The 19,014-nt window shown below is 37.8% G+C and carries 17 protein-coding genes; 12 read left to right on the top strand and 5 right to left on the bottom strand.

Features of this window, described 5'->3' with window-relative positions; genetic code table 11:
- Window positions 1–100: 100 nt before the first annotated feature.
- Both pyrH and frr read left to right on the top strand, forming a co-directional pair.
- A complete protein-coding gene (pyrH, locus tag EG346_RS19955) occupies window positions 101–808 on the top strand; it encodes a UMP kinase (RefSeq protein WP_073331171.1) in 708 nt (235 codons plus the stop codon).
- A gap of 138 nt (window positions 809–946) precedes the next feature.
- Window positions 947–1,501: a ribosome recycling factor gene (gene frr, locus EG346_RS19950; RefSeq protein WP_073331168.1), complete on the top strand. Its 555-nt coding sequence runs from the start codon at window positions 947–949 to the stop codon at window positions 1,499–1,501.
- A 270-nt stretch (window positions 1,502–1,771) separates the two neighbouring features.
- Here frr and EG346_RS19945 read toward each other — a convergent pair whose 3' ends face one another.
- From EG346_RS19945 to EG346_RS19930, 4 genes are all read right to left on the bottom strand, one after another.
- Window positions 1,772–2,563, bottom strand: a complete 792-nt coding sequence (locus EG346_RS19945; RefSeq protein WP_123881058.1) for a hypothetical protein — start codon at window positions 2,561–2,563, stop codon at window positions 1,772–1,774.
- 154 nt (window positions 2,564–2,717) lie between these two features.
- Entirely contained in the window at window positions 2,718–4,172 is a 1,455-nt protein-coding gene (locus EG346_RS19940) for an LptF/LptG family permease (protein ID WP_073331161.1), read from the bottom strand.
- 68 nt (window positions 4,173–4,240) lie between these two features.
- Entirely contained in the window at window positions 4,241–4,888 is a 648-nt protein-coding gene (locus EG346_RS19935) for an outer membrane lipoprotein periplasmic chaperone LolA1 (protein WP_073331158.1), read from the bottom strand.
- A gap of 64 nt (window positions 4,889–4,952) precedes the next feature.
- Window positions 4,953–7,502 carry an FtsK/SpoIIIE family DNA translocase gene (locus EG346_RS19930; protein ID WP_123881056.1) on the bottom strand — a complete coding sequence of 850 codons (2,550 nt, stop codon included), beginning with the start codon at window positions 7,500–7,502 and terminating at the stop codon, window positions 4,953–4,955.
- Window positions 7,503–7,821: 319 nt separating this feature from the next.
- Here EG346_RS19930 and EG346_RS19925 point away from each other — a divergent pair, with 319 nt between their 5' ends.
- From EG346_RS19925 to EG346_RS19915, 3 genes are all read left to right on the top strand, one after another.
- Complete coding sequence (locus EG346_RS19925) at window positions 7,822–8,028, top strand: cysteine hydrolase family protein (protein WP_123881054.1); 207 nt, start codon at window positions 7,822–7,824, stop codon at window positions 8,026–8,028.
- A gap of 260 nt (window positions 8,029–8,288) precedes the next feature.
- Window positions 8,289–9,152 carry an SPFH domain-containing protein gene (locus tag EG346_RS19920; protein WP_073331150.1) on the top strand — a complete coding sequence of 288 codons (864 nt, stop codon included), beginning with the start codon at window positions 8,289–8,291 and terminating at the stop codon, window positions 9,150–9,152.
- A 160-nt stretch (window positions 9,153–9,312) separates the two neighbouring features.
- Entirely contained in the window at window positions 9,313–9,504 is a 192-nt protein-coding gene (locus tag EG346_RS19915; RefSeq protein ID WP_123881051.1) for a type II toxin-antitoxin system antitoxin, read from the top strand.
- 141 nt (window positions 9,505–9,645) lie between these two features.
- Here EG346_RS19915 and EG346_RS19910 read toward each other — a convergent pair whose 3' ends face one another.
- Entirely contained in the window at window positions 9,646–9,849 is a 204-nt protein-coding gene (locus tag EG346_RS19910; RefSeq protein ID WP_073331143.1) for a hypothetical protein, read from the bottom strand.
- Window positions 9,850–9,983: 134 nt separating this feature from the next.
- Between EG346_RS19910 and amaB the strand changes: the two genes are divergently transcribed.
- From amaB to EG346_RS19875, 7 genes are all read left to right on the top strand, one after another.
- Complete coding sequence (amaB, locus tag EG346_RS19905) at window positions 9,984–11,534, top strand: L-piperidine-6-carboxylate dehydrogenase (protein ID WP_123881049.1); 1,551 nt, start codon at window positions 9,984–9,986, stop codon at window positions 11,532–11,534.
- Window positions 11,535–11,639: 105 nt separating this feature from the next.
- Window positions 11,640–12,965, top strand: a complete 1,326-nt coding sequence (gene lat / locus EG346_RS19900; RefSeq protein ID WP_123881047.1) for an L-lysine 6-transaminase — start codon at window positions 11,640–11,642, stop codon at window positions 12,963–12,965.
- Window positions 12,966–13,028: 63 nt separating this feature from the next.
- Window positions 13,029–13,259, top strand: coding sequence for a DUF2007 domain-containing protein (locus EG346_RS19895; RefSeq protein ID WP_073331134.1), 231 nt, complete (start codon window positions 13,029–13,031; stop codon window positions 13,257–13,259).
- Between the two features lie 303 nt (window positions 13,260–13,562).
- The gene (locus EG346_RS19890; protein ID WP_073331131.1) at window positions 13,563–14,075 is read left to right on the top strand and encodes a GNAT family N-acetyltransferase; all 513 of its coding nucleotides are present in this window, start codon (window positions 13,563–13,565) and stop codon (window positions 14,073–14,075) included.
- A gap of 116 nt (window positions 14,076–14,191) precedes the next feature.
- Window positions 14,192–14,647 carry a transcriptional regulator gene (locus EG346_RS19885; RefSeq protein ID WP_073331126.1) on the top strand — a complete coding sequence of 152 codons (456 nt, stop codon included), beginning with the start codon at window positions 14,192–14,194 and terminating at the stop codon, window positions 14,645–14,647.
- Between the two features lies 1 nt (window position 14,648).
- Window positions 14,649–15,833: an efflux RND transporter periplasmic adaptor subunit gene (locus tag EG346_RS19880; RefSeq protein WP_123881045.1), complete on the top strand. Its 1,185-nt coding sequence runs from the start codon at window positions 14,649–14,651 to the stop codon at window positions 15,831–15,833.
- 1 nt (window position 15,834) lies between these two features.
- On the top strand, window positions 15,835–18,981 hold the full coding sequence (locus tag EG346_RS19875) for an efflux RND transporter permease subunit (RefSeq protein WP_123881043.1): 3,147 nt from the start codon (window positions 15,835–15,837) through the stop codon (window positions 18,979–18,981).
- The last annotated feature ends 33 nt before the right edge of the window (window positions 18,982–19,014 follow it).

Raw genomic sequence — 19,014 nt, 5'->3', positions numbered from 1 at the left:
CTACGTAAATATTTTTCTTTTTTCAATATTTTTAATGATTATATTTGCAAAATCAAATTTCGGAGAAAATTACTCCGGTAAAGTTTATTAAAAATTAAAGATGAAATATAAAAGAATCCTTCTGAAACTGAGTGGCGAGGCCTTAATGGGGAACAGACAATATGGTATAGACAATGAAAGACTGCAGGAATATGCTGCTGAGATCAAAACAGTAGTAGAAAAAGGCTGCGAAGTTGCGATCGTCATTGGAGGAGGAAATATTTTCCGTGGAGTAGCAGGAGCGGCAAAAGGAATGGACAGAGTGCAGGGTGACTATATGGGAATGCTGGCTACGGTGATCAACGGGATGGCTCTTCAGGGCGCCCTTGAGGATGCAGGAATCAAAACAAGACTTCAGTCTGCCATTGAAATGGATAAAGTGGCTGAGCCTTTCATCAAAAGAAGAGCAGTAAGACACCTTGAAAAAGGAAGAGTCGTGATCTTCGGAGCAGGAACAGGAAACCCTTATTTTACTACCGATACAGCTGCTACACTCAGAGCGATTGAAATTGGTGCTGATGTGATCCTAAAAGGAACAAGAGTAGACGGAATCTATGACATGGACCCTGAAAAGAATGCAGATGCTGTGAAATACAACTCATTATCATTTGACGAAGTGTATGCTAAAAACCTTAAAGTAATGGATATGACCGCCTTCACTTTAAGCCACGAAAATAAATTGCCGATCATCGTATTCGATATGAATAAGGACGGGAATTTAGAAAAGATCGTTGATGGAGAAAATGTAGGAACTTTAGTTGATTTGTAGGTAGAAGGTAGCAGATAATAGGTTGCAGGTAATTTAAAGATTTAGAAATTACGGATCTCTTATTATTCGTTACGGATTATTTACATTTATCAATTATCATTTATAAAAATGTGTAATTTATCAAATTTTAACTATATAATGGAAGAATTAGATCTTATATTAGAATCTGTAAAGCACGACATGGAGGGGGCTGTGAAGCACCTGGATCATGCATTTCAAAGAATTAGAGCAGGACGTGCTTCTACCTCAATGGTTCAGGATGTCATGGTAGAATATTACGGAGCTCCCACTCCTATTAACCAGGTTGCTAACGTTTCTGTACCGGATGCAATGACTATTTCTATTCAGCCTTGGGACAGAACGGCTATCGGTGCTATTGAAAAAGCGATTATCAATTCAAATTTAGGTTTTGCACCTTCTAATAATGGGGAAAATATTATCCTTAACGTTCCACCTTTAACTGAAGAAAGAAGAAGAGAACTGGCAAAACAGGCTAAAGTAGAAACAGAAAATACAAAAATAACGGTAAGAAATGCAAGACAGGATGGTTTGAAAGAACTTAAAAAACTGGAAGGTGTTTCTGAAGATGTTGTAAAAGGTGTGGAAGATGAAATCCAGGGGTTCACGGATAAGTATGTGAAACTTTGTGATGAGCATCTGAAGATCAAAGAAGCTGAAATTATGAAAGTGTAATTTTCAAGTTTAAAAAATATATAAAAGACTGTTTTTTGAGACAGTCTTTTGTTTTACCCTTTAAAATTTCCCGATAAAATTTGTTAAGAGACTGGTCGTGTTGTCAATGATTTAAAGAATATATTTAAGCACGAATACTGATAATTTGTAAGCACTAATTTTCATAGATTCTCTCGATGCACTGTTGATTTTGGTGAAAAATCAGGTTGTTACTGTTTTTCTTTAGTTTTATTAAAAAGAGACTTTCAATTGAAAGCCTCCTTGTTTATTTTATTTACAGTTTTCGTTGTAATCTGTAATCACTTCATCTACAATTTCCGGTACATTAGACATCACATCATCGATCTGGCTTTTGATCAGTCTTCCAAGTCCTGATCTTTTCTTTTCATCATTTTTAAGAGATGCATAGGAACCGCTGGTCAATTTTCCTTTGGCATAGCTGCAGTCTGCAATGATTATTTTAGCTTTGGCTAAAGTGAGTTCTTCAATTTTACCACCCTTTTTAGAATAAATGTAAGATGGGGAATTTCTCATTTTTTCGGTTTCCTTTTCAGCGACTGCAATCTGTCCTCCGGCAGAAAATGTAGTAGGGTAGCCGTAGAGTTTGTATACTTTGATTTTACCATCCTGTACCACTTCTGCAAACTGGTTACTTTTTGTAAGGTTGTTGAAAGCTTTGATGTTTCCGCTTAAACCTCCGGTTGCTGTATTGAAGCCCTCTTTGGTATTGGTATATTTGATCATTTCAAAATGCCTTTCATTATTGTTTTCGTCAAAGGCAACATATTCCTTAATATCATCCGGATCAAGTGTCTTGAACTTCTGCTTCTTTTTAGATTTGTCGATGTCAGATACCGCAACGAATTTTACTTTTTTCTGATTGCTCCATGGGTTCATGGCATCTCCGTTCAGTCTTACGATTCCTTCAATTTTTTTTCCTCCTTTATCAATGATATACCCGTACTTTTCATCGTTTCTCAGATCATAATCGGTGTTGTCTTCCTGAGCATAAGCGTTGAAAGATCCCAATGTAAGCAGGCTAAATAGTAATACTTTCTTCATGTAATTATTGTTTTTAATATTTTTTTGTAAATATAGCTTTTTATCGTTTAGTTCAAAATGGAATAAGATACCACGTCGCAAATAAAAAGACCCGGAAAAAATCCGGGCCTGTTATAATCTTTAAATTATTAAATTTTCAATCTTTTAACAAGAATTACTGATATCTCTTATGTTCTTTATTCTTGACAAACCTCTTCGTGATGGGTTTAAACAAAGCCTTGTACTTTTCAGCATCAAACAGCTGTGAGTCTGTAAGCGCTTTATAGGTCATCCAGATTCCGAAAGGAAGAAGAATCAGATTGGGTAACCATGCTGCCAGATAAGGGCTCATTCCTCCTCCCCATGAAATATTCTCGATACCAAGATTCATCACGTAGAAAATAATGAAGATGATGATCGCAATAATTACGGGAAGTCCCATTCCTCCCTTTCTGATGATCGATCCTAGACTGGCACCGATCAGGAAGAAGATGATACAGGTTACAGAATAGGAAATGATTCTCTGCTGGTAGATAACTACTTTACTGAAGTATTTGATATTGGAGCTGAACTCATTCTTTTTACTGGCTGCCGTTGTTTTTAGGTTTTCCAGTCTTGTATATGAATTATAGATGATTTCAAGCTTTTTTTCTCCCTTTACGGTATCCAGTTTGATCTGAGGTTTTGCCACTGCTTTGGATTTATTTTTATCCATATAGGTGATTACAGAATTGGTCTGGCTAAGAACATCGGAACTTACATTCGAAAAGAAAGTCAGGTTCTCTTTTTTGCTTTTAGCAACGGTTTCATTAAGCTGACCGTATGTTTGAAAACGGTAGTCATCTGTAATTTGCTCCTTTTCGATGGCTTTGTTAATGATTTCACCAATATCAAAATGCGAAACCAGAGTGTCAAATTTAATTGCCTGATCCGGTTGTTTCTGTCTTACGTTTTCACTTTTACCGGCGAAATTATCTTCAAATATATAGCCGTTGTAAAGTTCCAGCTTCAGGAAGTTTTTGTTCGCTGCAGGAACGAATTTTCCTCTTTCTGCCACAATAGACTGCTGATTTTCATAAGTACTGGCCTTTCTGTGTACAAAAACCCCTTCGATGCTTTCTTCATTCTCACCATAGATCTTATCAAATTTTACCATGTAGCCCGGAATCTGGTCGATGAACTGTCCCGGAGTAAAATTAAGGGCAGGCTTTGTCTGCGCAATATTGAAAAGCATATTCTTGGCCTTTTTCTGAAAATCCGGAATGATATTATTGGAGAAAAAGAAAAGCATGACTGCAAGCACGACTGCAACACCCATGAGGGGCGCCATTACCCGCGTCAGGGAAATTCCTGCCGCTTTCATGGCCGCAAGCTCGTACCGTTCTCCAAATTCACCGAAAGACATAATACTTGCCAGCAAAATAGTAAGTGGAAGTACCATACTGATAACGCTGATCCCCAGGTAAAAAAGAAGTTTCAGGATCTGCCAGTAGCTTAACCCTTTTCCCATGAACTGCCCCAGCTGAACCCAGATAATGTTTACAATAAAGATGAAAAACAAAACGCTGAATATAAAGAAAAACGGTCCAAAGAAGGTTTTTATGATATATCGGTCTAGTATTTTTAACATGCGCCAAAATTAATCAAAAAGCCACAAAGTTTACTTGTGGCTTCTATAATTTTTAATACTTTTTATTTTTAAAGTTCAGTGATGATGTAATTTTTAAACTTATTCTTGTCAAAAACAAACATATTAGGGTCCAGAGTCTGGTTTTCCTTATATTCTTTAATAGCAATTACGGCTACGTCTTTATTGTTTCCGTGTTGTTCAAGTTTTACAATCTGTTTTTTCACAGAATCTACAAAAATGTAAACATACTGTATCCCATTGGATTTTACTGGCGTCAGTTTAATGAAGTCAGCATTCACACCGTTGACGTTCTTTTTACCGTTATACGTTACATTATAATCATTTCTGTAGGTCGTAAGATAATTGATAGGGGAGAACATGCTGCTGCTTCCATTAGGCTTGGCAACCGTTACCTCCATATCATCTGCATTGATATTGTAGATTTTGTTCCCGTCAAAAATCTGTTCAGTATCCATGATTTTCAACTTATACTTATCACCTGCAGAATAATAAATTCCTGGTTCTGTCTTGTTCACCTGTCCATTCAGTCCTGTTCCAAAAGAAAACTTGAAGTAAGAGTTCTTTTTAGAATTGTAGTTGGCGGTGATGTCATCCAGAATCTTTTTAGCTTTCGCATCGATTTTCTGTGCCTGAACAAATCCTACAGTTCCTACCACTAAACTTCCGACTATAACTTTTGAAATAATATTTCTCATTTTTCTATTTAATAAACTTTAAACATTCTAATGCTAAGGTCAGCTTATCAAAGCATTTTTCCCTTTAACTACGCAAATCTTCCAAAAACTGTTCCAAAGAATGAAGATCACTGATAATGACTTCTCTTGCTTTGGCTCCGTTAAACCCACCTACAATACCTGTTGCTTCAAGCTGATCCATAATTCTTCCTGCTCTGTTATAGCCTAATTTAAGCTGTCGCTGTAACATGGAAGTAGATCCCTGTTGCGTAGAGACAATAATTCTTGCGGCTTCCTCAAACAGGGCATCCTTTTCGTTGGGATCAAAGGCACCTACGGTACTGGTAGAATCTTCAGAAACAAATTCAGGAAGTAAAAATGCTGATGAATATCCTTTCTGCTCTCCGATGTACTCTGCCAGTCTTTCCACTTCCGGAGTATCTACGAAAGCACACTGAAGTCTTAAAATTTCGTTTCCGTTGAAATAAAGCATATCTCCCTTACCAATCAATTGATCTGCACCCGGAGAATCCAGAATCGTTCTTGAATCCACACTTGAGATTACCCTGAAGGCTGCTCTTGCAGGGAAGTTAGCTTTGATCATCCCTGTAATTACGTTGACAGAAGGTCTCTGCGTAGCAACAATCAGGTGGATTCCTACCGCTCTTGCAAGCTGAGCAAGTCTGGCAATTGGTAGTTCAACCTCTTTTCCTGCGGTCATGATAAGGTCAGCAAATTCGTCTACAACCAAAACAATATACGGTAGAAAACGGTGTCCGTTCTCAGGATTTAATTTTCGCTCTGTAAACTTTTTGTTGTATTCTTTTAAGTTCTTGCAGAATGCATTTTTAAGCAGATCATATCTTGTGTCCATCTCGATACAGAGAGAATTCAGTGTATTGATTACTTTATTCGTATCTGTAATGATGGCTTCTTCAGCATCCGGAAGTTTGGCCAGATAATGTCTTTCAATTTTTGAATAGAGTGAAAGTTCCACCTTCTTTGGATCCACCATCACGAATTTCAGTTCGCTTGGATGCTTTTTGTAAAGGAGGGAAGTAAGAATGGCATTGATCCCTACTGATTTACCCTGTCCAGTAGCACCTGCCATCAATAAGTGGGGCATTTTGGCAAGGTCAGCCATAAAGACCTCGTTGGAAATCGTTTTTCCGAAAACTACCGGAAGATCCATATCCGTATTCTGGAATTTGTGTGAAGCAATCACAGAACGCATCGAAACCATCGTAGGGTTTTTTCTCGGAACTTCAATTCCGATGGTTCCTTTTCCTGGCATTGGAGCAATGATTCTGATTCCTAACGCAGAAAGATTCAGAGCAATATCATCCTGAAGTTTTTTAATGGCAGATACTCTGATTCCTGCTTCCGGAACAATTTCATATAAAGTAACGGTAGGTCCGATCGTTGCTTTGATCTCAGAAATACCCACATTGAAGTTCTTTAAAAGTCCTACAATTTTATTTTTATTTTCCTCTAATTCTTCCTGGTTGATAGAGATTTCTTCGTTCCCGTAATCTTTCAGCAATTCTACCGTTGGCATCTGGAAACCTGCCAGATCAAGTTTATGGTCATACAATCCATGCTTTTCTACAAGTTCCTGTGATTTTCTGTCTGATTCGTCCAGTACATCAATAACAGGGGCTACTTCTACATTGAATTTGATGTTGTCCTGAGGTGGTTTAGAAACAGGTGGAACCGGAGTGATAGCCGGACTTACAGGTGTCATATCAAAAGCCTGTTCCGGAGTCGAAGTAGGAACAGCTGGTTTTGTATTCAGATTTAAGCTGATGGGTTTTTCCTCTCCTTCAAAAGAAGTATGATTGGGTGTTACGATCGTTTCTATATCTGTGGTAGGCTGAACTTCAGGAAATCCTTTAGGAACATTAACCGGAATCTGTTCCTTAGCTTTTGTTTTATTATTCGGGACATCTGTAACGGTCACGTTTGGTGCTGATGTCTCAACTTCCTCTTCAAGTTCTTCATCTGCTTCAAAGTTCTCCTCTGAACTCGGCATCATCGATTTAACCTTACCGATTGTATTGTCATTAATCTTACCCAGTTTAGCTTTAATAGAGCTTGGACGAAGATTGAATTCCAGAATGAAATACAAAAGAATACTCGCCGCCAATACCATCCAAAGACCAACCGAACCGATAATAGCATTAAGATAATCCATGATCTGGTATCCGTAAACACCTCCCAAAACACCCTGTCCCTTAGTGACAGCCCCCATGAAAATAGGAAGCCAACAGATAAAAAACAAAGAATGGCCTATGGTTTTCCATGGTTTAAATGTTCTTTTTTTTAGGATAAGGGTTCCCACAACCAGAAATAAGAAAGCAATAATAAATGAAGCAATCCCTATACTTTCGAATATAAAAATATTCCCCAGCCAGTCACCGACCTTTCCAAAAATATTGGAGGATTTGATCGTCTTGTCGGTCATGGTTCCTGCCTGGCTCTGGTCTGCTTTCCAGTTCATCAAATAAGAGACGAACGAAAATGCCAGAACAACAGAAAAAAGGATGAAGGTAAGCCCGAAAAATATACGTGGCTTAGATAATATTTTGCCTTTATCAGGCGATTCCGTCTGTTTTGTCTGTGTTTTTTTATCCATAATATCAATGTGGGCAAATTTAATGTTTTTTCAACATTAATAGAATCTTTTTTTCTTCAAAAGATAGCGTAATTTAGGTTTATTTTTTAAAATTACACAGGGTTTTTCCGATATTTTTTTGATTAAAATCTAATACGACAGGTGTTTTTTGAACTAGTTCAAATGTCAGTTACGAGAGCTCCACTAATTTTGTTCCAGAAAGCTTAAAAACGGAAAAAAATATGAAAAATCTGTTCAAAAATATTCTGGTTTTATGCCTGACTATAACTTTACTGGTAACAATTAATGCGCAGCAAAAAAGAAACATGGAAAGCACAGTATGATGACAGACGTTTGCTTGAATTCTACCACCAGAGCAGCTTTTGATTTCGGATTTAAAAATGCCATTATCGGAGATCCGACGCCAAAAAGATACAGAAGACTGAGCGTGCAGGTAAAAGCAGCAGATATACAGAGATTTTTTCTGGCAGGAATATCTGCGTTGGGAAATTTATACACAGCGATTATGAATACTGCGGATTTCTGAAAGAAAATAATTTAGTAATTATAGCAGTGAATATCCTTCAATTTACATAGACGACTAAGTGATCTCAACCTAAATTCCCCTTCCAAGAACGGGTGGATTTTTGCAAAGTAAAAAGACGGGGTAGTTAAAAACGTTATAAATTTCATCACAGAATTCTTTCAATTCTATACCTCGAATCTCATACAAAAAAACTCACCAAAATTCAAAACTTATTCATATCTTTATGATATCATAATAATATCAAATTAAAAATTGCAATCATGGAAAAAGTTTTAAAGCCTATGTCGGGCTATCTTGCATTAGTATTCTGTCTGGTTCTGTTTATCGGAGCTGTTTATTTTTTTATTTCCGGAGTTGAGCAGAGCATCACGTTGGTGATTATTGCGATGCTTTGCTTTCTGTTGTTCTGCTTCTTTCTGAAGGGACTGATGATTATTCAACCCAATCATTCAAGGGTACTGAACTTCTTCGGAAAGTATGTGGGAACAGTAAAAGATAACGGATTGTTTTTTATCAATCCTCTGTATTCATCACAGAAAATGTCATTACGTTCAGAAAACCTTCAGGGACAGACGTTGAAAGTAAACGACAAAATGGGGAATCCTATTGAAATCGCGGTAGTAATGGTATGGAAAGTAGGAGATACTTATAAAGCGGCTTTTGATGTTGAACGTTATTCAGACTTTGTAAGAATGCAGAGTGAAGCAGCGGTCCGTCATTTGGCGATGAGTTTTCCTTACGATAACTTAGAAGATGATCATGCTCCGATTACTTTAAGAGAAGGAGGGGATAAGATCAATTCTATTTTAGAGCAGGAGCTTACCGACCGACTTTCAAAGGCTGGAATTGTGATTCAGGAAGCGAGAATTTCTCATCTGGCGTATGCCTCAGAAATTGCAGGAGCGATGCTTCAAAGACAACAGGCAACAGCCATTGTAGCGGCAAGAACGAAAATCGTGGAAGGGGCCGTTGGAATGGTAGACCTTGCATTGAAAAAACTTTCAGCAGAAAATATTGTTGAGCTTGATGACGAAAGAAAAGCAGCTATGGTAAGCAATTTAATGGTCGTGCTTTGCGGTGAAAAAGCAGCGCAGCCCATTTTGAATGCAGGAACTCTTTACTAAAATCAAGAGTATACAGTAAAGATCAAAAATGAATACGTAGATTTCATACCCAACTCAGCCGAGTGAAGTGCTTTTGCGAATGGGTATAAGTTGATTGAAACGAAATCTTTGCGTCTTTTGCGTTATTAAAAAGTAGTATTAAACTGGCAAAGAGAAAAGAATGAAACCGGAAAAAACTTCAAAACCCTCCGAAAACAAAGGCAGGAAATCCTTTGTCATCAGGATCGATGAATCTACCTACAAACAGGTCGAGAAGTGGGCCAATGACGAGTTCAGGAGCGTCAACGGACAGATCGAGTATCTGTTGCATCAAAGCCTGGTCAATTCGGGGAGAAAAAAGAAAGACGAATAAGGATAAAATAGCATTGTAAAGCTGAAAATTTTAAATGGTCTTTATCCCCAATTCATAGCGAACCATAGCCGTTCCAATAAGTTCCTAAAAAAGAAAAGCAGAGAAAATATCTCTGCTTTTCTTTATCAATATATCCAATATTTATTCAAATAAGGTGGTAAAGTAATTACTGATGATGGTCCAGAAATTTTTACCGAGAAAATACATAAGAGTAGAGGTAATTATTCCTTTTACGGTGAAGAATATGATTCCACCAATACCAAACTTCTTAACCAGGCTTTTCCATTTGGAAGGCTTCTTTTCTTCTGCTGTATGATTATCCTCTATGGTATTATTATTTTCCATTCCTGAAATTCAAAAGATTACAAGACAAAGATAAGCATGTTTATAATTAGTCCAAATAAAAAGCGTCTTAAAAATTAAAATTTTGAGGTTCGCATAATATTTCTATCTTTAGAGGAAACGAAAAGTAACATTTTATGTCTAAAAAAGTAAAGGATTTCGGAATCGAAAAAACACTCAAAAACCTTGGTATCAAAGAAGAAAATAAGGGGACTTCAGTGGGCGGAAAATATTTTGCTTCGGGGAAAACAATAGAGAGTTTTTCTCCCGTAGATGGCAGACTCATCGCTAAAGTTAAGACTTCCGGAGAAAGTGATTATGACAAGGTAATAGAGACGGCTCAGAAGGCGTTTCAGGAGTTTAGATCTATCCCTGCTCCTAAAAGAGGTGAGATCGTTAGGCAGTTAGGCCAAAAATTAAGAACATATAAAGACGACCTTGGAAAACTGGTTTCTTATGAAATGGGTAAATCCCTTCAGGAAGGTCTGGGAGAAGTTCAGGAAATGATTGATATCTGCGATTTCGCAGTAGGAGTTTCAAGACAGCTTCACGGCTACACCATGCATTCAGAAAGACCTGGTCACAGAATGTATGAGCAGTACCATCCGCTTGGGGTTGTTGGTATTATTACCGCGTTCAACTTCCCGGTTGCCGTATGGGCATGGAATACAGCTTTAGCATGGATTTGCGGAAACGTTACGATCTGGAAGCCATCAGAAAAAACACCATTATGTGCTATCGCATGTCAGAACATTATGGCTGAAGTCGTGAAGGAAAACAATCTTCCTGAAGGTATTTCAAGCGTATTGGTTGCTGACCATGAGATCGGGCAGAAATTGGTTGATGATAAAAGAGTTTCATTAGTATCTTTCACAGGTTCTACAAGAGTAGGAAGAATGGTTTCTTCTAAAGTAGCAGAAAGATTCGGAAAATCTATCCTTGAATTAGGAGGAAACAACGCAATTATCATCTCTAAAGACGCAGATATAGACATGTCTATCATCGGAGCTGTTTTCGGAGCTGTAGGTACGGCAGGACAGAGATGTACTTCTACAAGAAGGCTGATCATCCATGAAAGCGTTTACAACGAAGTAAAAACAAGATTGGTCAAAGCTTACGGACAGTTGAAAATAGGAAATCCGTTGGACGAAAATAACCACGTAGGCCCGCTTATCGATGTAGATGCAGTCAATCAATATGAAGCGGCGATTAAGAAATGTAAGAAAGAAGGTGGGAAATTCGCTGTGGAAGGAGGTGTTTTAAGTGGAAAGGAATACGAATCAGGATGTTATGTTAAGCCATGCATCGCAGAGGTTAAAAACTCTTATGAGATCGTTCAGCACGAAACTTTCGCGCCGATCCTGTATCTGATCAAATATAAAACATTGGAAGAGGCTATTGCGATCCAGAATGATGTTCCTCAGGGATTGTCATCTGCGATCATGACCCAAAATCTTAGAGAAGCAGAATTATTCCTATCTCATGCAGGTTCAGACTGTGGTATTGCGAACGTAAACATCGGAACTTCAGGTGCTGAAATCGGAGGTGCTTTCGGAGGTGAAAAAGAAACAGGAGGCGGAAGAGAATCCGGTTCAGATGTTTGGAAATACTATATGAGAAGACAAACCAATACAATAAATTATACAGCTCAGCTTCCTTTGGCACAAGGAATTAAATTCGACCTGTAGAAATTCTAACTTAAATCATTTACCGATTTAAAAATTTAAAAATTAATAACCTGGAATGTTTAAATCTTTTTAAGCATTCAATTTTTAAATCAAACACAGTTAATTATGGAACAAACAATTGATATAAAAGCAAATAAAGTAAAAGAAACAGTAGGAAGACACGTTTTGGCAGACGGCTTTGATTTTGTGATGGATATTGAAAGATCCCACGGCTCATGGCTTTATGACAAACTTACAGACAAAGAATATCTGGATATGTTCTCGATGTTCGCATCAGCTTCTGTAGGCTACAACCATCCTTATCTTGTAGAAAGATCTGAATGGCTGGGAAGAATGGCGGTGAACAAGCCAACTTTGGCAGACGTGTATTCAGAGGAATATGCTCACTTTCTTGAAGTTTTTGAAAGGGTAGTTATTCCTGAAGAACTGCAGTATGCTTTCTTTATTGAAGGTGGAAGTTTAGGGGTAGAAAATGCAATGAAGGCGTGCTTCGACTGGAAAACGCGTAAGAATTTTGAAAAAGGACTTCAGACGGAAGCCGGAATCTGTATCCATTTCAGACAGGCATTCCACGGAAGAAGTGGCTATACATTAAGCTTAACCAATACTTCTGACCCAAGAAAATATCAGTATTTCCCGATGTTTGACTGGCCTAGAATCTTAAATCCTAAATTATCTTTCCCGATCACGGAAGAGAATTTGGAAGAAACCATTAAGAACGAAAGATTGGCCCTTCTTCAGATCGAAGAAGCCATTTTAATGAACCCGAATAAAGTAGCATGTATCATCATTGAGCCTATCCAGGCTGAAGGTGGTGACAATCACTTTAGAGACGAGTTTTTAATGGGATTGAGAAAACTGTGTGATTTGAATGAAATCTTACTGATCTTTGATGAAGTGCAGACAGGTATTGCCATTACAGGAAAAATGTGGGCGTTCCAGCATTTTACAGCAAAGCCGGATATTATTTCTTTTGGAAAAAAAGCTCAGGTTTGTGGGGTTTTAGCCAATAAAGAAAAATTTGATCAGATCCCGAACAACGTGTTTAGAGAAAGCTCAAGAATCAATTCTACGTTTGGAGGAAACTTTATCGACATGCTTCGTTTCCAGTTGGTGATGGAAGTCATCGAAAAAGAAAATCTGGTTGAAAATGCAAAAGTGGTTGGTGAATATCTTTTGGAAAGATTAAAAGAACTGGCTCAAAAATATCCTGAGAAAATTTCAAATGCAAGAGGACGAGGTCTGATGTGTGCTATAGATTTGCCCTCAGCAGAAGACAGAAACCACTTGATGAGCGAGCTTTTCAAAGACGGATTGATCATTCTTCCGTGTGGAGATCAGTCTCTTCGTTTCAGACCCCATCTGAATGTTACTCAGGAAGAAATTCAGTTGGCGTTAGATAAAATTGAGAACAATCTTAATAAAATTTAAAACCAAAGATTTGTAATTTTAAAAAAAACATTGTACATTTAGATACTCAAACGATATAGAAATATGGAAAGAAGTACGAGAGTATCGGTTTTTGAAAGTGATAAGCCTTCAGAAATCCAGTTAATAAAGTCTAAATTGGATGATGCACAAATTACAAACAGCGTCGAAAACAGTTATCTTACCTTTACGACAACGCCTACCGCCACGTCGTTAAAAATCATGGTAGATCTGAAAGACGAGAAGAATGCATTCCAGGTAATAGATGCTTATCTTCAGCAAAGTGAAAATCAATAAAACAATTTCATAATTTTAAATTTTACTACTTCGAACCGAAAATTAATTTTAATTAGTTTTCGGTTTTTTGATTCAAATAATAAGCATTCAAAGAGTTAAAAGTTAAATGATTTAAAGATAGAACGATTGGGAATTTTGGAGATATCAGTTTTGAAATTTTTAGCAACCAATTTTAATCAATAGAGATAGGGGGGCGTTTTCCTTTTGAGATCAGACTACCAGATTGGGATTTAACCAAAAATTAAAAACACGGCTATTTACATCTCCGAATCTATTTATCTTTTAATTAAAAATCCTACAATAATGAATTTAGAAACAAAGCTGAGAAAAGCTGAGATGGAAGACAGAAATGAGATTTGGGACATTATTCAACAGTCCATTGAAAGAAGAAAACAGGATGGAAGTACGCAATGGCAGAATGGCTATCCTAATATGGGGACGGTAGAAAGCGACATTGCAAAAGGTTTCGGCTATGTTCTTACAATAGACGGAGAAATTGCCGTTTATGCAGCCCTGATATTAAATGACGAACCTGCCTACAGTACGATTGAAGGAGCCTGGCTAAGTGACGGCGAATTCTTAGTGGTCCATAGAGTTGCCGTTGATGCGAAATTTGCAGGAAGGGGAATGGTGAAAAAATTGTTTGACCATATTGAAGAGGTTACAAAATCACACGGAATACAAAGTATAAAAGTAGATACCAATTATGATAATATGGCCATGCTGAAAATCCTTGAAAGCAAAGGATATTCCTATTGTGGGGAAGTTCTTCTGGCAGATGGAATGAGGAAGGCGTATGAGAAGATTATAATTTAAGTAAAAGGTTAAATCAACTTTCATTGAATTTTTAAAAGAGTCTGTATTTATAAACTCTATCATGTTTGTTCGTTTAGTTCTGAACTAATTTCTACTTTTGTTAAAATTTTTATATTATGCACCAAAGTATAGAAGTTGATGAAAAAATTTTTCAAGATGCTGTAAAATTTTATGGCACTGTTTTCAACCTACCCCCTTTAGCCTCAAAGATTTATTCCTACCTTCTCTTCGATTATGAGAAAGTAGGAATCACTTTTGACGAATTTGTCGAGGTGCTTTCTGCAAGCAAAAGCTCTGTTTCTACCAGTATTTCATTACTGCTGAATGCAGAGCTGATCATCGACCATAATAAAATGGATGAGCGAAAACGGTATTTTTTTATCAATGATGAATACAAGAAGATCAGATTTGAAAAAATTGTTCAGAAAATGGAGGACGAGCTCAAACTGCTGGATGACCTGAACAACTTTAAAAAAAATCATGACAATCAATACAACGAACGAATAGAAGCTTACAAAGCACTCTTATATAAAAATATAGAAAATATTCAGGAATCTCTTAATAAACTTTAAAATGAATAATAAGCTAGTTATACTTTCTATTGCAGCGTTTTCACTGACAGCCTGCAAAAAAGAAGCTCCAAAACAGGATGGCGCAAAACCATATCCTGTCATCAACGTGGAGGCAAAAAATATCGTAGGTTATCAGACATTTCCAGCTACCATACAAGGAAGAGTCAACAATGATGTACGTGCGAAAATACAGGGATATATCACTCAGGTTTTAGTAGATGAAGGGCAATATGTGACTAAAGGACAGCCTTTATTCCGTCTTGAAACCAATATTCTTACTGAAAATGCAGCAGCAGCAAAAGCAGGAATCGGTGCCGCTGAATCAACGATTGCAGCTTCGCAGGCAGCGGTAAATGCCGCGCAGGTGGAAGTCAATAAGCTAAAGCCTTTGGTGGCTAAAAATATCATCAGCGATGTTCAGTTGCAGACTGCACAGGCAAATTTATCCCAGGCTAAAGCTCAGTTGCAGCAGTCAATTGCTGCAAAACAGCAAGCTTCTGCAAACTATAAAGGAGTAGCCGCAAACATTGAATATTCTATTATTCGTGCGCCTATTTCCGGAGTGATTGGGAAGCTTCCTTTAAAAGTGGGGAGTTTGGTGGGACCAACAGATCAGACGGCGCTGACTACGATTTCAGATACTTCTGAATTGTTTGCCTATTTTTCTATGAATGAAAAAGAATACTTTGATTTTCTTGAAAAATCTCCGGGAGCTACCATGTCTGAGAAGATCAAAAATCTTCCGATGGTTGAGCTACAATTGGCCAATGGAAGTATTTATTCTGAAAAAGGAAGAATTGAAGCCATTACAGGACAGATTGATGCGACAACAGGTACCATTCAGTTCAGAGTTGCTTTCACAAATCCACAGAAATTGTTAAGCAACGGGAACAGCGGATCTATCAGACTTCCAAAAACGTATGATAATGTATTGGTCGTTCCTGAAAGTGCAACTTACGAACAGCAGGGCATCGTTTATGTTTACAAAGTGGAAAAAGATACTGCTAAAAATGTGGTAATTAATGTGATCGACAGAATTGACAATATGGCTTTAATAAAATCCGGAGTTAATAAAGGTGAAATGATCGTTGCTGCAGGAATCGGAGGCTTGAAACCGGGAACTGCCGTAAAGCCTAAACCTGTAAAAATGGATAGCCTTGTACAATCTATAAAACCGAAATTCTAAAATGATTAAAAATTTTATAAACCGACCGGTTTTATCCACCGTAATCTCAATTTTGATTGTGATTCTCGGTGTTTTGGGATTAATTTCCCTGCCAGTCACACAGTATCCCGATATTGCTCCTCCCACCGTAAGCGTTTCAGCAAACTATACCGGAGCCAATGCGGAAACTGTTATGAAAAGTGTGGTAGTCCCTTTGGAAGAACAGATCAATGGGGTGGAAGGAATGGACTACATTACTTCCAGTGCAGGAAATGATGGTTCGGCACAGATTCAGGTCTTCTTTAAACAAGGGATTGATCCGGATATTGCTGCGGTAAACGTACAGAACCGTGTTACAAGAGCAACACCGTTACTTCCTAGTGAGGTAACCCGTTCTGGAGTTGTTACCCAGAAACAGCAGACGAGTGCCCTGATGTATATGTCTTTCTATTCTGAAAATAAGGATTTAGATGATGTGTATCTTCAGAACTTCTTGAATATCAACGTTATTCCAAACCTGAAAAGGATTAATGGAGTAGGTGATGCCAACGTTTTCGGGGGTAAAAACTATTCCATGAGAGTTTGGCTGGATCCTTCTAAAATGGCAGCTTACGGATTAACTCCGGATGATGTTACCGCTGCGATCAATGAGCAGAGTAGAGAAGCAGCCGCTGGTTCTATAGGACAAAACAGTGGAAGTTCTTTTGAATATATCATTAAATATGTCGGAAAATTCAACGAAAAAGATCAGTATGACAATATTATCATTAAAGCGCTTCCTGACGGACAGAACTTAATGCTGAAAGATGTGGCTAAAGTTGAATTGGCAGGACAGTCTTATACAGGAGTTGGGGAAAACGGAAACAACCCTTCCATCAGTATGGGGATCTTCCAGACTCCGGGTTCCAATGCTCAGGATATTATTAAAAATATCAAATCTTACCTGAAATCAGCGGAAGGAAGTTTTCCTGAAGGTGTAAAATATACGTTTAACTTTGATACCAACGAATTCCTTGATGCATCGATTGAAAAGGTAGTTCATACCTTGATTGAAGCTTTTATCCTGGTATTTATTGTGGTGTATATCTTCTTACAGGATTTCAGATCCACGTTGATTCCGGCGATTGCAGTTCCGGTATCTATTGTAGGAGCATTCTTCTTCCTGAATTTATTTGGATATTCATTAAACCTTCTTACTCTATTTGCATTAGTTCTTGCGATCGGTATTGTGGTGGATGACGCGATTGTCGTCGTCGAGGCCGTTCATGCGAAAATGGAACACGGTATTTCCGATGCAAAAAAAGCGACGGTAGAAGCAATGGACGAGATTACAGGAGCTATTATCTCCATTACCCTGGTGATGGCAGCGGTATTCGTTCCCGTAACCTTTATTACAGGTCCAACAGGGGTTTTCTACCAGCAGTTTGGGATTACGCTGATTATTGCGATTATCATTTCTGCGATTAATGCCTTAACGCTGAGTCCGGTTTTATGTTCATTATTCCTGAAACCTCACGATGCTCATCATGCAGAATATAAAAACTTAAACTTTTTACAGAAGTTTTTCTATAAATTTAATATTGCTTTCAAAACGACTACAGATCGTTACGGAAGAGGATTTGTGTTCTTATTAAGACATAAATGGGTTACTTTGATCATTTTTGCCGTGACGGGAGGAATTTTATTCTGGGCGAGTTCAACCATGAAAAAAGGTTTCGTTCCTACGGAAGACAGAGGGATTATCTTTACAGATGTGCAGCTTCCTCCGGGCGCTTCAATGGAAAGAACGTATAACGTTTTGAAAACACTTCAGGCGAATGCAATGAAGGTTCCTGGTGTACAAAACGTTACCATTTCTACTGGTAGAGGTTTCTTATCAGGAAACGGAAGTAATAATGGTCTTGCTTTTATTAAGTTAAAACCATTTGACGAAAGGAAAAAAGACAATCAGACTTCTGAAGATATTACTAAAAAACTATTCGGGATCTCAGGAAAAGTTCCGGATGCAAAAGTCGTATTCTTCCAACCGCCGAGTGTACCAGGTTTTGGTAACAGTGCAGGTTTTGAAATGGTATTACTGGACAAGTCAGGTGGTGATTATGCTGATCTTGATGATAAAACCAACGAGTTCATCGGGAAACTGATGCAGAGACCTGAAATTGAATTTGCCCAGTCATCATTTAACACAAAATATCCTCAGTACCAGATGGACATCAATGTTCCTTTGGCTAAACAAATGGGAGTTTCTGTTAGTACGATTCTTAGTACGATGCAGGGATACATCGGGGGAGTTTATACGGCCGACTTTACGAAATACGGGAAACAGTTCAGAGTAATGGTTCAGGCGCTTCCTGAAAACAGACAGAACATCAATAATTTAAATGAATTGTATGTAAGAACCGCATCCGGAGTAATGTCGCCGATCTCTCAGTTTGTAACGCTGAAAAAAGCATACGGTCCGCAATCAGTAAGTAGATATAACCTGTTTACTTCCGTAAAGATTACAGGAGCCAACTCTGCAGGATTCAGTTCCGGGGATGCAATTACGGCAGTTCAGGACGTAGCGAAAGAAACTTTAAATCAAAATTATGATGTTGAGTTTACGGGGTTAACAAGAGAAGAATTAAATTCAGGATCTCAAACTCTTTTGATCTTTGGATTAAGTTTAATTTTCGTTTACTTCATTCTTTCTGCCCAGTATGAAAGTTATATTCTTCCTTTGGTGGTGGTTATTTCTCTTCCTCTTGGGGTAATGGGAGCCTATTTTGGACAAAAAATAATGGGCTTGGAAAACAACATTTATTTCCAGATTGCCTTGATTATGTTGGTTGGATTGCTCGCGAAAAATGCCATTTTGATTATCGAATTTGCGGTCCAGAGAAGGCATCATGGGGAAACCATTGTCATGTCTGCCATCAATGCGGCAAAAGCCAGATTGAGACCGATCCTGATGACCTCATTTGCTTTCATCTTCGGTTTATTACCATTGGTTCTGGCAAGCGGAATTGGCGCGGTAGGTAACAGATCTATTGCTACAGGTGCCGCGATTGGATTATTAATAGGTACTATTTTAGGACTTTTCGTAATTCCTGTTTTGTATGTAATTTTCCAGACTTTACAAGAAAAAGTGAAACCGCTTAAAAAAGAAGAAATCAATTTAGCAGAATAAAATTAAAGTTCAAGAAATTAGAAGTTAGAATTT

This window comes from Chryseobacterium carnipullorum, from assembly GCF_003815695.1.
GTDB lineage: Bacteria > Bacteroidota > Bacteroidia > Flavobacteriales > Weeksellaceae > Chryseobacterium > Chryseobacterium carnipullorum.
The sequence above is the reverse complement of the archived record's forward strand: the minus strand, read 5'-3'. Positions and strand labels throughout refer to the sequence as shown.

What these genes read in the sequence shown, in the direction of transcription:
- pyrH (WP_073331171.1), top strand. Translation starts at nt 101, where the DNA reads ATGAAATATAAAAGAATCCTTCTGAAACTGAGTGGCGAGGCCTTAATG.
- frr (WP_073331168.1), top strand. Translation starts at nt 947, where the DNA reads ATGGAAGAATTAGATCTTATATTAGAATCTGTAAAGCACGACATGGAG.
- EG346_RS19945 (WP_123881058.1), bottom strand. Translation starts at nt 2,563, where the DNA reads ATGAAGAAAGTATTACTATTTAGCCTGCTTACATTGGGATCTTTCAAC.
- EG346_RS19940 (WP_073331161.1), bottom strand. Translation starts at nt 4,172, where the DNA reads ATGTTAAAAATACTAGACCGATATATCATAAAAACCTTCTTTGGACCG.
- EG346_RS19935 (WP_073331158.1), bottom strand. Translation starts at nt 4,888, where the DNA reads ATGAGAAATATTATTTCAAAAGTTATAGTCGGAAGTTTAGTGGTAGGA.
- EG346_RS19930 (WP_123881056.1), bottom strand. Translation starts at nt 7,502, where the DNA reads ATGGATAAAAAAACACAGACAAAACAGACGGAATCGCCTGATAAAGGC.
- EG346_RS19925 (WP_123881054.1), top strand. Translation starts at nt 7,822, where the DNA reads ATGATGACAGACGTTTGCTTGAATTCTACCACCAGAGCAGCTTTTGAT.
- EG346_RS19920 (WP_073331150.1), top strand. Translation starts at nt 8,289, where the DNA reads ATGGAAAAAGTTTTAAAGCCTATGTCGGGCTATCTTGCATTAGTATTC.
- EG346_RS19915 (WP_123881051.1), top strand. Translation starts at nt 9,313, where the DNA reads ATGAAACCGGAAAAAACTTCAAAACCCTCCGAAAACAAAGGCAGGAAA.
- EG346_RS19910 (WP_073331143.1), bottom strand. Translation starts at nt 9,849, where the DNA reads ATGGAAAATAATAATACCATAGAGGATAATCATACAGCAGAAGAAAAG.
- amaB (WP_123881049.1), top strand. Translation starts at nt 9,984, where the DNA reads ATGTCTAAAAAAGTAAAGGATTTCGGAATCGAAAAAACACTCAAAAAC.
- lat (WP_123881047.1), top strand. Translation starts at nt 11,640, where the DNA reads ATGGAACAAACAATTGATATAAAAGCAAATAAAGTAAAAGAAACAGTA.
- EG346_RS19895 (WP_073331134.1), top strand. Translation starts at nt 13,029, where the DNA reads ATGGAAAGAAGTACGAGAGTATCGGTTTTTGAAAGTGATAAGCCTTCA.
- EG346_RS19890 (WP_073331131.1), top strand. Translation starts at nt 13,563, where the DNA reads ATGAATTTAGAAACAAAGCTGAGAAAAGCTGAGATGGAAGACAGAAAT.
- EG346_RS19885 (WP_073331126.1), top strand. Translation starts at nt 14,192, where the DNA reads ATGCACCAAAGTATAGAAGTTGATGAAAAAATTTTTCAAGATGCTGTA.
- EG346_RS19880 (WP_123881045.1), top strand. Translation starts at nt 14,649, where the DNA reads ATGAATAATAAGCTAGTTATACTTTCTATTGCAGCGTTTTCACTGACA.
- EG346_RS19875 (WP_123881043.1), top strand. Translation starts at nt 15,835, where the DNA reads ATGATTAAAAATTTTATAAACCGACCGGTTTTATCCACCGTAATCTCA.